The organism is Marinobacter aromaticivorans (assembly GCF_002806975.1).
Classification (GTDB): Bacteria; Pseudomonadota; Gammaproteobacteria; order Pseudomonadales; family Oleiphilaceae; genus Marinobacter; species Marinobacter aromaticivorans.
The window spans coordinates 271,267-285,010 of the sequence record NZ_NIHD01000004.1; the positions used below are offsets into that span (position 1 = coordinate 271,267).

6 protein-coding genes are annotated in these 13,744 nt (G+C 50.8%); all 6 read left to right on the plus strand.

Features of this window, described 5'->3' with window-relative positions:
• Window positions 1-314: 314 nt before the first annotated feature.
• The 6 genes from CDH48_RS08675 to CDH48_RS08700 all read left to right on the plus strand — a co-directional run bounded on the left by CDH48_RS08675 (window position 315) and on the right by CDH48_RS08700 (window position 13,643).
• Entirely contained in the window at window positions 315-4,046 is a 3,732-nt protein-coding gene (locus CDH48_RS08675; RefSeq protein WP_100688336.1) for an ATP-binding protein, read from the plus strand.
• Window positions 4,036-4,674 (plus strand): condensin complex protein MksE, encoded by a 639-nt coding sequence (locus CDH48_RS08680; protein ID WP_100688337.1) that lies wholly within the window; start codon window positions 4,036-4,038, stop codon window positions 4,672-4,674. The genes CDH48_RS08675 and CDH48_RS08680 overlap by 11 nt, the downstream gene beginning before the upstream one ends.
• Window positions 4,674-5,924 carry a hypothetical protein gene (locus tag CDH48_RS08685; RefSeq protein WP_100688338.1) on the plus strand — a complete coding sequence of 417 codons (1,251 nt, stop codon included), beginning with the start codon at window positions 4,674-4,676 and terminating at the stop codon, window positions 5,922-5,924. The genes CDH48_RS08680 and CDH48_RS08685 overlap by 1 nt, the downstream gene beginning before the upstream one ends.
• Window positions 5,911-6,795: a DUF7281 domain-containing protein gene (locus tag CDH48_RS08690; RefSeq protein WP_100688339.1), complete on the plus strand. Its 885-nt coding sequence runs from the start codon at window positions 5,911-5,913 to the stop codon at window positions 6,793-6,795. The genes CDH48_RS08685 and CDH48_RS08690 overlap by 14 nt, the downstream gene beginning before the upstream one ends.
• Window positions 6,796-7,079: 284 nt before the next feature.
• Entirely contained in the window at window positions 7,080-12,419 is a 5,340-nt protein-coding gene (locus CDH48_RS08695) for an AAA family ATPase (RefSeq protein WP_100688340.1), read from the plus strand.
• A 654-nt stretch (window positions 12,420-13,073) separates the two neighbouring features.
• A complete protein-coding gene (locus tag CDH48_RS08700; protein WP_100688353.1) occupies window positions 13,074-13,643 on the plus strand; it encodes a LysE family translocator in 570 nt (189 codons plus the stop codon).
• The last annotated feature ends 101 nt before the right edge of the window (window positions 13,644-13,744 follow it).

Here is a 13,744-nt window from a genome sequence, read left to right on the forward strand (position 1 = left end):
CTATCTGAAAGTACACTTGGAGTCCACTTCGGTGACACTTCCGTTCACGGTGGACGTAATGGACGACCCCTACCTGCCATTATTGATCTGAAGCGACAATATTTGTCGCCCTGACAGATTAAGCTTACGTCGAACCGTTACCTAGCGATGAGCAAAAATACAAACGCCAAAGGTACCGTATGGGCTCTTCGCTCCCGAATATGGCCGATCGTCCAAAATATTGACCTGATCTTGTCAAGCTGTGCAGAATCCTTGCTTCAACCCTATAAAGCGCATTATCCCGGTATGTCGGATGCCTTGCCCCGGAGGAATTGATGGACTCGCCTGAGCCAACGTATGGACTCGAAAGCATTGTGCTTCACCACTCTTTTAAGAAATTTGCTGGACGGACCATTAGAGTTGAATGTCGAGAGCGGACTCACGTAGGCGGTACCAACGGCGCAGGCAAAACCTCTGTCCTACAGTTAATCCCCGCTTTTTACGGTGAGGAGCCGGAGCGCATCACCAACCGGGCCGGTGGCCGCGATCCTTTCATTGATTTCTACCTCAATACTCTACAATCGCTGATCATTTTCGAGTATCGCCGTTCAACTGGCCTTTGCTGTGCAGTGATGTACCGTCATCCACAGAACAAGATTTGCTACCGCTTTGTTGAGGGAGGACTTGAGGAAAACTTCTTTCTGCCCCAAGTGAAGGAAGCTCTCATGGGCGGTGCCACCCACGACGTGGTTTTCGATTTGTTGAGAGGTGAGGGCATCAATGTGTCGTCCATGATCGACACAATTAAAGACTACCGGGCCGTTATTCAACGCAATCCCAAACTCATCAAACGTCAACCTAACGAAATCCGTAGGTTGAGAGCGCTTTCCAATGACTTCGGGATGGGCGGTCCCGACAGTTCCATGAGCCATATCGACAGGCTCACCCACGTTGTACTGAACAAAAACAGATTGCTCTCCAGCTTCAAGACGATGATCTGCGAGACGATGTTCAACGATATCCACGTCAACAAGCGACCGATGATTCTCCACGAGTCTGACCTGGTCAATGACATCAAAAGCTTGAAAGCGTTTGATGGTGAGGAAGAGGCTATTCGAGCTTGTCTCGTTAAGGACGGTGAGCGTAAAGCGCTGGTTGAGCAAGGAGCAAGAATAGCCACCCAACTGCGGGCCACTTTGGAAGACCTTTCTGAGCGTCGTAGTGAATTGCAGAAGCAAGCGGATGACTTACAAGGAGAGTTGAAAGAGCTGGAGGATGATTTCCGGGTCAAGGATGAGAGGTTGGGCTCAGAGGTCGCCACCCAGCGCCGAGAGCTGTCCGCACTTAATGACGCGTTGAACACGATTTTCCAGCAACAGGAAGAGTATGAGGACAAAGGGCTGCCGGAGCTCGATCAAGAGCTCAAGAATCTGCCGGAGTACCGCCGGAAATTGTCCGAAGCGGAAGAGGATTTCAAAACCCTTACCAGCCGCGTAAGCCAGCTGGAGAACGAGCATGAACGCCAAATCGCCAAGATTCGCGAAAGCTTCAATGAGGAACAGGGCGAACGGATAGCAGCGGCACAAAAGGCTGATGCGTCGCTCAAAGATGCGAAGCACTCCCATGAGCAGAATCTATCCAAACGCACCAATGAACGGACACAGGAGATAGCCGACCTCAAACAGTCTCGCCTTGAACTGAGATCGGACATGGGTGAGAGCCGGGTAAAGTTGGAGACCCAGATCGAAAACCCTCGTTTCACTGATGAAGAGCAATCGGCGATTGCAGAGGCCGAAGCGGCGTTGGATGAACGGAAATCAGAAGAAAGGAGAGCGTCCCAGGAGCTGAGCGAAGCAGAAAGAAAGCAGGAACAGGCACGTCAGGACAGAGAGAAGGCCCTGAACAGGCTGGAAGATGCCGAGAAATCTGTTGAGCGGATTGATAGCGAATTCGAACAACTGCGCCAGCGGCTTACGCCTGAAAAGGACAGTTGGCTTGCCCGACTTCGAGACGCGGACCCTGAGTGGGGCCAGACTCTGGGCAAGGTGATCAGTTCAGATTTGTTGGCCAGAGGCGACCTGAGCCCCGAGCTTGTTGAATCGACCAGCAGAACTGTAATGGGTTGGAGTCTGGATCTTGAGCAATTGCCAGTGCCTGATTTTGCAGCTTCTGAATTGGAAGTTCAGGCGCAACTTGAAGCAAAGGATGAGCAGCGCCAACAGGCTATCAATGCTCGCAAGGAAGCTGAGGCTTCCGCAAAGCGCAGCAGTGACATTCATACCGAGCGATCCAATGAAGTGGGGCAGGTCTCCAGTCGTTGGAATCTTCATAAGCAACAAGTTGAGAGCGCGGAGACTGCGCTCCGGGGTGAAAAGGAAACGGCCAAGAAAGCACTCGATGAGCGACTGGCTTCCATGCGGAAGGAACTTTCCTCAATTGTTGAGCAGCTTGAAGCTTTTGATAATGAGACCAAGCAAAGAATCAGAGCAATTGAAGATCGTTACTCCAAACTCATCATTGAGATCAAGGCTCAGTGGGCAACGAAGGAGGCCGAACTGACTGCGGCCTCGACCACCGCCCAAAATCGCGTGGATCAGGCCAAAGAGGATTACGAGCGGCGAATCAAAACTCTGAATGACGCTCATGAATCGAAACTCAAAGATGAAGGTGTTGATCCTGAAGAAGTACGCCGGGCACGGGAACTGAAAGAGGATCTCGACAAGACGATTCGAAAGATTGAGCAGGCACAAGACGAGGTTCATGAGTATCGCAATTGGCGGAAGCGGGAGTGGTCCAGGGTAGACGCTCTCCAGACTGAGAGCTCCGACCGAGAGAAGAAACTGGAATCAGCAACTCAGAAGCATGAGGATGCCCAGCAAGACTACCGAAACAAAGTGAAGGGCCTTCAGAATAAAATCGATGAGTCTAGCGGTCGAGCCAAAAAGATCGGGAAAGAGATCGACGAGGCCAACCTCATTCTCGACAAGTTCAAAGGGCATGATAGCGGCACACAGGAGTTCCCTGGTAATGCGCCCGTATTGACTGAACAGCTTCGCAACATCTACCAGCAGCTGGAACAGCTCCGAGAGCATGTTCTTAAAGCCATCCGCAAAGCGAAGGGCGTACTCAATCGCTACGAAAATACTCACGTGTATGAAGCCTGGCGCAAGCTTAGGCAGTACAGAGTCGATAATTTGGCAGACCCAACGGACCAATACACGGACGAATTTGAGCTCGGTGAGACTGAAAGCCTGCGGCTTTTGCTCGACCAAGACCTCCCGCATCTCCGATATGCTCTGATAGACCAGTTCAACGGAGCGTCAGGTGAGCTCGGCGATTACTTTGACAGTCTCAAGCTTCTCGCATCGGAAGTTAAACAGGTCTCCAACAAGCTCCAAAGGTCAATCAACACGGATCAGCAGATTGATTCCATCAGCGATATCCAAGTTGTCCTCCAACCGCGGATTTATGAGGATGAAAGCTGGGTTCCACTGAAGAACTTCGTTGAGCATTGGCGGAATTGGCATCTTTCTAATCGCCGGGACATCCCAACAGCCGAATTGATTGAGGATTTCCATGCCGTTGTGACCATTCTGCGCAATGCCAAAATGCGCCATGACATTGAGTCAATGGTCGATATGACTTTGCAGCTTCGGGAGAACGGGCGGCTGGTCATCATCCGCAATGACAATGATTTCCTGAATGCGAGCTCTACGGGGCTGACTTATCTCGCAATCATGGCTGTCTTCATTGGCATGACCAGATACCTTGCCCCGGATTTGAGCACCAGAATTACATGGCCGATTGATGAGCTGGCCACATTGAGTGCCAATAACATTGCCCGCCTGTCTTCCATGCTTGAATCACACAACATCACGATGATTTCCGCATGTCCGAAGCTGGATCACGGCCTTAGGAAGTTCTTTGAGAACAAAGTAAGTGTGAATGAGGGGCAGATCCATATCTTCGGCAAGAAGCAGGAGGAGAACCAGGCAGAGAACAGCAGTCTTTTTGCTGGGGTTGCCCGGACCAGCAAACCCGTAGGGGAAGAAGAGCATGTCAAATAACCCATTGTTCGAGAAGACAGTCACCGCCCTCCTCGGGGGAGAGATTCTTTGTGACTACCGGTACGAGGATCTTGTCACCTACCTTTCCATTCCCGATAACCAGGCGCGAGTTGAGCAGTTCCTCAATCAGATGAATCGCAAACTTCGTCAAACGAATACGAGGGATGCTTGGGTTTGCGCGTACCTGGACCTATCTAGCTCGGGCGCGAAAGAGAGCGTACGGCAGCAGTTCAAAGAAGTAGCCAACCACCTTGAAGCGCTCGTGCAATTCCTGCGTTTGATCATGCATGTTGAAACAGGGGACAGACCGGTATTCCCCGGCGACCACATCTCCGAAGGAAAATTGATTCAGGAAATCTCCAGTACGCCCACACTCGAAGAGAAGCTCCGATCGCTCACAGAAAAGCGTCTCTTCTATACAAAACACCAAGACGTAGCGAAGCGAGTTCGGGCAGTCATGGAAGCACTGGTAAAAGAAGGCTATCTGGTGCGTTTCGGTACCGCTGGGACGGTTTATCAAGCGACGGGGAAATGGTCCTGGCTCTACGACATGATGAGCTTTATCCAGACCCATGAGGGGATTTCGACCGAGGTTGTTGAAGAAGACAATCAGATGAGGCTGACCTGATGGCTCGCATCGATGATGCTCAGAAAACGCTGAGAATCCTGGCCAATCACGCGGAAGTGATCCTTGAAGCGCATCTGACTCGTGGTAACCGGCTCCCTGATACGCTGGAAAATGAGCACTTAATCAGAACCTTGAAGCAGCACCGCCTGATTTTGAGCATTGGCGATGAAGAGCCTCACCTGAAGAAAGTTCTCGCGCAATTTCTCGGGCATATTACTGAATCTGATCGCAGACGCTGGGCCAATCAGCACATTGATAAGCTATGGGAAGAGCTTGCAGAGCTGTTCGATCAATACAAGCAAGCCAAAATCAAAGTTGCTATAGCCGACCAAGAGAGGCTAGAGGATGAAATCAAAGAGGCTCTGTCCGGGCTGATTGAGGACATCAGGATCGCCACGGAAGCCTTTTCTGCCTACATAAACAGTGGGTTTTCTTACATTACGGACTTGGAGTTACGCATTCGAGAAAATGAACGAGCCATTGAAAGAGCAGGGCGTCTAATCACTCTGTTTGACTCATTCAACATCCTCGAACTGCGAGACCATGCGGGCAACGATTCATTTTTGAAGCGACTCTTGCTGAAATACCTTCCCGTTACACTTGAGGAAGGCAGGAGCAATCTATCCTATGCCCTGAACCAGCTTCGCAAGCTATTGGTGCGTTTGCGGGAGGACCAGAGACTCAACAAAATGATCTGGAGTCTTGAGGCACACTATCTTCGCAACCCAGGGTTCATACCATCCATAGACGACCTGGATCTTGAGGGTTGCCCGGTAGCCCTTAACAGCGTTGAGCCCTTCATTCTGGCTGCTGTACCTGACGTATATGATCCCGCTGATGAGGACGAGCTGATAGAGATTGTGGCGAAAGCCCGCGATCCGTTGGCAAACGGTGACCTTGAAGCCCCAAAATCACCCCCGGCTATTGATTCAGTTGAGTTTGATGTTGATGGAGAAGTTGTCGAAGAAGAGGAGGATCCAGTCGAGGCTTTGGTCGATTCCCTCCTCGCGTTCATTCTGGAAGGTGAGTTGGGTGCAAGTGAGCTCGTTGCGACCGAAGTTCTTGCTGCCAGTGGCCTGACCGTCGACGTGCCCACATGGTTGGCGACACTTGCTGCTGAGATAGATTCCCTTCCACGTGAAAATCAGGCGGCGATTGAAATCGACTATTCGGCCGAGCCAGACCCACTGTATCCGGACAATCTCTATATTCACGACCTAACGCTGAGGCAAGCCGATGTCGCCCGGTGAATTCCGAGCTATTCAACAAGTCCTTCAATCTGGCAAAACGAGTGCTCAACGCAACAAGACGTGGACGCGGCTCCACGAAGAGACCGGGGCGGGAAGCATCTCGGGTCGGCTTTTCCTGTTCGATCAAAACGACCTTCAGCGCCTGAGGGATTATGCTCGAAATCGATTCGGGCTGGACCCTTTATTTGACAGCACGAAAGTCAGTCGCGTGGAGATGGCGGAAAAAAACACTGACGAAAAGCGGGCTGCAAAATCAGTTTTCGGTGAACTTCTCCTGTTTGCGACCACAGGTACCGCCGAAGTTACGATCTCCGGCCGACCGTTGTCGACGCCTCCTGGCTCAATCCTGAGCGTTAAGCCTGAGCTCGTGGATCGAGAGGCCTTAAAGCAGACAAAACTGGTGCTAGTTGAGAATGGGTCTTTGATGGTCGAGGCCCATAGAATTCAACTTCCAGATGGCTGGGGAGACAGCGTTTTGCTCTACCGTGGGCATGGAGATAACTTTGCTGAAGCAGCGCTTATTGCGAGCGCCCAACCAGCTGAGAATTTGGCGGTCTACTTCGATTTTGATCCTGAAGGGCTAGAAATGGCCCTCCAGGTAGGCAGAGGCACCGTGTTGCTACCTGATGTTGTTGAAAGGATTTCAGTTAACTCCAAAGCTTTTGATGCAGTTAATCAGCGAAATGTGTTCCGTAAACAAAATAGCGCGCTTAACAGACTGAAGCAGCTTTCCCTAGACAATCATTGGACGGCAATTCTTAACCTCTTGGAGGTAAACGAACTAGCAATCATGCAGGAACATATTACCGCGCATCATTTTAGCCTTCGCGCGGTCCCTACTCCGGATAGCGACAGCGCTCACGAAAGCTGACAACTCAGCAACCACTTTCAGGGACAAAAAGACCATCACCGAGTTAGTTGGTTGCCTCTCGTATCGCACGGACTATCTGAGCTCTGGCACCAATCATTGATCCCAGGCGTGGCAAGTAGCTCCGCCGCCTTGGAGCTTCCTATGACAATCGGATTTCAACGTGCTGGAAAACGCGCTAGAGTCCTGACAGCTAGACAGATCGCTCGTTGTCTTGAACCTGTCGCTCGGAATCCATTGCGAACCTGTCGTTCTTCAAATTTATAGGATTTTTGCAGGCCGAATTAATGACCAAAGAGAATGCCGACAGTGCTGCCTCGACGGAGCTCACGGGGGGAGCGGGATTTACATATGAAGATAGTGTCGTCGCCTACTATCTCGCTGCGCTTTTATGCGAGAGCCATGCCGCTGGGCTGGAAGGCAAAGTCGTGTCGGTTGCGGTGCAACGCGATGGTCATGGTCATCCGATGGATGACATTGTGGTGGAGTTCCAGGATTCCGCAGGAAAAAAAGTGCTTGGCCTTCAAGCCAAGAGATCGCTCCGCATAACAAGTGCTGAGTCGAATGCCGATTTTCGGGAAATCATGGCTGCTGCCGTAGAAACTCGATCTAGTCCCGACTTTCAGAAAGATCGAGATGCCTATGGCTTCGTCACGGAGCAAGTAGCAGACGGTACCATGCGCTCTCTGGGTCGACTTATTGACTGGGCACGTTCGAGCTCAGAGGGAGCAGACTTCGCGATCCGCTTTACCGCAAAAGGATCCGCTGGAGCTAATGAAACGAAGATGCGAGAGTCTCTCAAGCCTCTGACAAAAACCCATACAGACTACGCCGAGGCGGACTTCTATCGACATTTCATCGCACTTCGACTTGACGGTCTAACAGAAGGCGGCATGCAACGAGCCGAAGTTATCACTCGACTTCAGGAGATGGTGGTTGCGAATGAAGGTGGGTTCGAAACACTACTCTTTGATCGCCTGTGCCGAATAGCCAGAGATGGTGCCGGTTCTGCCTGTAAATGGACGCGTGAGCAACTGCTCAACCAGTTGCGAGGTACGGTAAGGCTGCGAGTTGCTCCTAGCTATCGAAATGACATCGCTGCCCTGTCGGATTTCTCCTCTGAAGGCCTGACCGATATCGCTGAAACGATTGCTGACTTCCATGTAGAGCGCTTAGAGCTGCAAAATGAAATTGCCGAATGTTTGGAACGATACCGCCTAGTGAATATCACTGGGTTACCAGGCTGCGGAAAATCTGCAGCATTGAAGCACTTTGCAACGAAAGTTGCCAGAAAAGGGCCAATCTTGTTTTTAAAATCCGACCGATTAGTTGGCACCGGTTGGTCGACGTTTGCAGCAGCTTTGGGCTTGACTCACTCGGCATCTGAGCTTTTAGCTGAGATTGGAACTAACGGTACTCCGATTCTTTTTATTGATGGAATCGATCGGATTCCGCCGAATAAGAAAGGGATTATTACTGATCTTCTCACCACTATTGAGACTCATGAAGAGCTTCGGCACTGGAGGATCCTCGCAACGTCGCGTGACCATGGACTTGAGCCATACCGCGCGTGGTTTCCATCTAGTTTCTATAATGAGGCTGGGATAGGTGACGTATTGGTAAAAGCCTTTTCGGATGAAGAGGCTGAATCTCTCGCAAACCAAAGGCCTGAACTTAGAGATTTGCTGTTCGGGTCTTCGGCGATTAGCGAGATTTCAAGACGTCCGTTCTTCGCTAGCATCCTCACACAGGACCTTTTCATTAAGTCGAGCTCGCCAAAAACTGAAATCGATCTGATCAATGCTTGGTGGGACAGAGCAGGTCATGATACCCACGCCTCTGATCGTACACTGCGTCAGCGAGCGCTTTTGGATCTGGCAGAGACGGGTGTCAGCCGTCTGGGAAAGGAAATTCCCCAGCGAAAGCTTAAAGAAAATACCTTCATGCAGATTGGGGCTCTGGAAAACGACAAAGTAATTCGAAAAGACAAGTTTGGCAGGGCCTATTCATTCACACATGATATTTTCTTCGAGTGGGCTTTTTTCCGACTGTTAATCGACTTGGCAGATGAATGGCCTACGGCTCTGTCCGCAGCTGGCGAGCCGCCACTGCTAGGGCGGGTCGTTAGTCTGTTATCGCAAAGTACCCTGAGTGAACCGGGATTATGGACGACTTGGTACCAAAGTCTAGAAGCCAAAAACCTAAGGCCTCAATGGCGTCGGGAATGGCTGACGGCGCCACCGTTTAGTAGCTCTTTTCCGAATGCCACCGTGGAATTCAGTGCGTTGCTCTCAACTGATGATGAGTTATTCGAGAAGGTTTTGGTGTGGTTCCAAGCCCAACACACGATGCCAAATCCCATCGTTCTCCAGCAAGCCAGCGTTGCTCAGAGTGGAATTGAAAAGATCCGTATGGCTGACTTACTTGGATGGCCATCCGATTTATCAGGTTGGGGGCGTTTGATTGATTGGCTTATCCCACAAGCGTCTAGTTTCTCTATGCGATTGATCCCCAGGGCCGTAGAAATTTTTATGGTCTGGCAGAATGTTTTCGCAGACTACGAAAATCCCCGATCCGCTGCGATTATCGAGCAATGCAATAATTGGTTGATAGAGCTGGAGGATCGACAATACTCAAAGAGCCAGGCCACTAAAAGGGATAAATGGAGCGAGTTAGGCTATGTGGCACACTCCAATCTCATTACCAGCCTTCGCACAGTTATCCTTCGCGCAGCACGAAGCTACCCCGAACCGGCCCGTGCGCTGTACGCAAGGGCAGTTGAAAATAAACAGATGCGGCGCTCGGCATTCGGTGAACTTGTGATGTTTACTCAGATAATGGCGGATGTGGATGCTAAAGCCATTGTTGCTGTTACAAAAGCCGAAATAATGGAAGAGCTTCCACAGAGCTGCCTTGATCGAGAAGAACGCGAACAGCAGGAGCACATAGAATTGCTGGCTAAGCTACGAGCCAAGCCGACTCGTGAATTGAAGGAACAAGAGCGGCGGTTTTTGCGCGCTCCGCATATGTTCATGTCGATGGGCTCCAGAGCGCCAGACCTTGATGATATCGGGATCAATCGGGAGTTTAATTACTACTACCCGCCGTCAGCATTGCATGAGCCTTTTGCAAGCTTATTCAGACTCAAACCGGATGTGGCGCTGAGTCTCGTTAATGAGCTTGCTAACCATGCCGTCGAGGGTTGGCGCCAGGTTCATTCCATCAATCCGCGAATGGGCGAGCCTCTACCCGTGACTGTAGAATTTCCTTGGGGGCGCCAAGACTTCTGGGGGGATTGGCACGTCTATAGCTGGTCATTGGGCCAATTAGCACCGCAACCTCTTGAATGTGCCATTCTTGCACTGAGCTATTGGGCTTTTCAGGAGATCGAGAAAGGCCGATCAGCGAGTGAGGTTATTCAGGAGATACTCGCAGGAAGTAACTGTTACGCGATGCTGGGTATTGCTCTTATGCTGGCGCTTGAGGCGTTTGAAGTATCTGAGACGACGCTCCCGATTGCCTCCTGCCAGCGTCTGTGGCATCACGATCTGGCCCGTTTCATAAATGAATCCAGTCGGAATATGGATTTCCTTGGTTGGGGGCCGCTAGCCCGGCTTAGTGATGCCCAGACAAAGGCGAAAGAATTCCTGGACGCACGCAAATACCGCTCACGTGAGATCCGCCATCTCGCGATGGCCTTTGCACTGAGCGACAAGGATTCGTTGAGAGAGCGTTTCCAATCCGCGTTAGCTAAGTTTCCAGATTCCTTGCCTTTCGAATTTGAAGAACAAAAGTCCAGCCAGGGGGAGGTCTCACACTTATATGAAAGGGCCACGGCGTGGGCAGGATTGGGTGACCGCAGGAACTACAAGCAGTCCTCCGGTGAAGGTGAAAATATTCAAATTTCATATGAACCCCCGGTCGAAATGACGGAAGAGCAAGAGCAAAGGTTTCATGAGGCCAATGCTTACCTTACTTCCCAGCACGTTCTAGCTTGGGCTACGGATTCTCTATCGAATAACCGCTTGGGGGACCGGTGGTCGCTTCCTGATGCCGTGCGGTTCGCCCAGCAAAAAGACACTGAGGAGATGTTTAAGGTTAGGTTCGAGGTCGGGGCCCACGTTGACCAAAGTATGGTGTCGGCAATCGCGGCATGCAGCATCGCTTTCGATCCATCTGCATCAAAAAACTCTGAGTGGGCTTGGGAGGTGATGGCGCGTGTCATGCAAATGGATGAAACCGAGAACTTAAATTGGGCTAAAGTTCCTTGGCACCCTGCATTACATCTTATCGCCGCTTTATATCGAGATCGTCGATCTTCATCACCAAGATCGGACTCTGCTGAGCGGCTTCTTCGGCTTACAGCGCACCCTATCCAAGATGTAAAAAAAGAGGCTTTTCGAGCCCTTTTCCTCGACAAAGATGAACACATTTCCTGGATCGCAGGACAACGGGCCATGGATTTGGCGCTTGATTACCAAATTGTCGTTCAAGAGGGAGGGCAGCTTGATCGGTCCCTTGCTCGGAGAGCTGACGAAGAGAGCCTTGATAAAGCTCTGACCAAACTTACAGAAAACACCCCTCAGCCGTTTGTAGATGTGCCACCAGCTTGGGTATGGGCTGAGAACACCCGGCGATACCGTAAAAAGCGAGTCAGTGAAGAAAATTGGGAGGATCCAGATCCAGCTTTTAACCCACGTTTTGCGGCTGGCATATTTGGGCTTTTCCCAATCGAATCGTGGTCTCAGTCCAAGCATCTTTCTGAGTTGATAAGAGTTACATTGCAGCAGCTTGTAGATTGGACGGGCGAACGCTTAATGCCTTCCTGGCAAGAATCCGATGAGCGGTTGGACCGAGAGTCGAATTTATATGAATGGAATTCGGTTTTAGGCAGTTTGTTGGCAAGAGCGATGCCATACCTGGATGAAGCATGCTTTGAAAACAATCTTTTACAGCCTTTTTGTGCCGATCGGGATGAAGCCTTAACTGTGCTTTCATCGTTTGTGGATGGGCTCGTGACGAGGCACGTCATGGATGCTGCGGATATACACCCGGGAGCACTCAAACTCCTTGACAGCTGTATCGACCGCATAATTAGGGACCGGCAGTTTGATCCTAGAAGCTATCGTGGAGGAGATGTCTCCGGACACGAGTTACCGACACTGATTAGGGCACTATTGTTTGTCTCAGTTGATCAGAACTGCCCTGGGTCAGCCCGCTTTGCAAATGATGACTGGAGAGATTTACATCAAGTGATGCCACACGTGACTCGCCTAATGTCCGCGGTAGGTTGGTCCCCCTACGTCATGGGTAAATTCCTCGTGTTGTGCGAACGTGCCGGCAGTGATTATCCACTTGATGCTTTTTGCACCCAAGTTAATGCTGCCCTTACAGACCTGTGGAAGGCGAAAGGGAGCTGGGTAGGAACATCGTTACCGGCACGTATAGCTGGTGTTATTCAGTGCCTTTCGGATACCAATTACCCGTTGCGAAGCAATCAAGCGAAGTCTCTTCTTCAGATCTTGGACACTCTTATAGATTTGGGTGATCGTCGGAGTGCCGCACTTGAACAAGCTGAAGCATTTCGGGGTGTGCAATTAGAGTCTAGCGATCTGCTGCATAGTTAGCCTGGTGAGATCGAGAGCTGATTTCTGCTGCCCCCCCTAATTTGGTGAAAAAACGCATCGGTAACTATCTGATTTTAAACGACACGAAACGAGCGCAATGAGCGATAAATCTGTTTAAGTTAAATCCATAACACATTGGTTATAAAGGTAAATTTGTTTCAGTTGGCGCGGGACTGCAACTCCGCGTACGCCGGTTCGATTCCGACCCGCGCCTCCATTATTTCCCTTTGTTGTTTTTTTCTGCGACAGAAATTCTTCTGTCAGTCCCTTTTTGCGCAGATCAGCTTAGCTGATATTGGCCCTTGCACCTGCTCTCCTCACAAATTCCAATGGCGGGCTCTTTGGTAGTGAGTACTTTCAATGGAGCAGAACAAAAAACGTCCGTGACTGACTGCCAAAGGTGCCTTTGAAATAACCGTAACTGTAGGCGATACTCGCAATTTGCGCCGGTGGCCGGCTGCGCAGGCGATTCATTGCGAAATCCTGGAGCCACAGTGATTGAACGGTGGGATGCAGGTGACCTTGTCCGACGGGCTGGAGCGCATTGACAGCTTCAGCCCCCCAGGCGCGCAAGAAAAACCTCTGGGAGAGAGAATTAAACGGTTGGGTGGAGCGCCCGGCAATTTGTCACTGATGAGAGTGGGCGTAGGATTAATGCAATTTGATTTATGGTTTGTGTACTTTTTCGCTTGCGTTGGCTTATCTCTGTCGCCTGGTCCTAATGGGCTCCTTGCGCTGACCCACGGGGCATTGCACGGAAGCCGTAAAACCCTGTTTACAATCTGGGGTGGGGCGGTTGGCTTTATCGTTGTTGTTGCTCTTTGCATGTTCGGAATCGGAGCGCTGATAAAGTCATCTTTGATTTGGCTTTCAATCCTCAAGTGGGTCGGCGGCATCTACCTCGTTTGGCTTGGGATTCAGGTTTGGCGCTCTCCCCCTATTACCACCACAGCCAATTATGAGGTAAACGCCGTCAACAACTGGCGGCTCTTGCGTCAGGGCATGCTGGCATCGTTAACAAACCCGAAAGGCATTTTGTTTTTCAGCGCGTTCCTGCCACAGTTTATCGACCCAAATCGTAGCCTGGCACTACAGTTTGTCGTGATGGCATCAACGTTTGTGGTGACCGAGTGCGTTGTCGAATTCGTTCTGGCCAGTTCTGCCAGCCGAATCCGGAGATGGCTGAAAAAGGTTGGGCGAGCCTTCCCCCCTCTGGCAGGATAGTTGGCACTACTTAATTTTTAACCAGTTGGGCGGTTCAGGTGTTGATAGTGCCTCGTTATTCCGATGAACGTAAAGTCGCAGTGCTGGCAAAGTTATCGCCG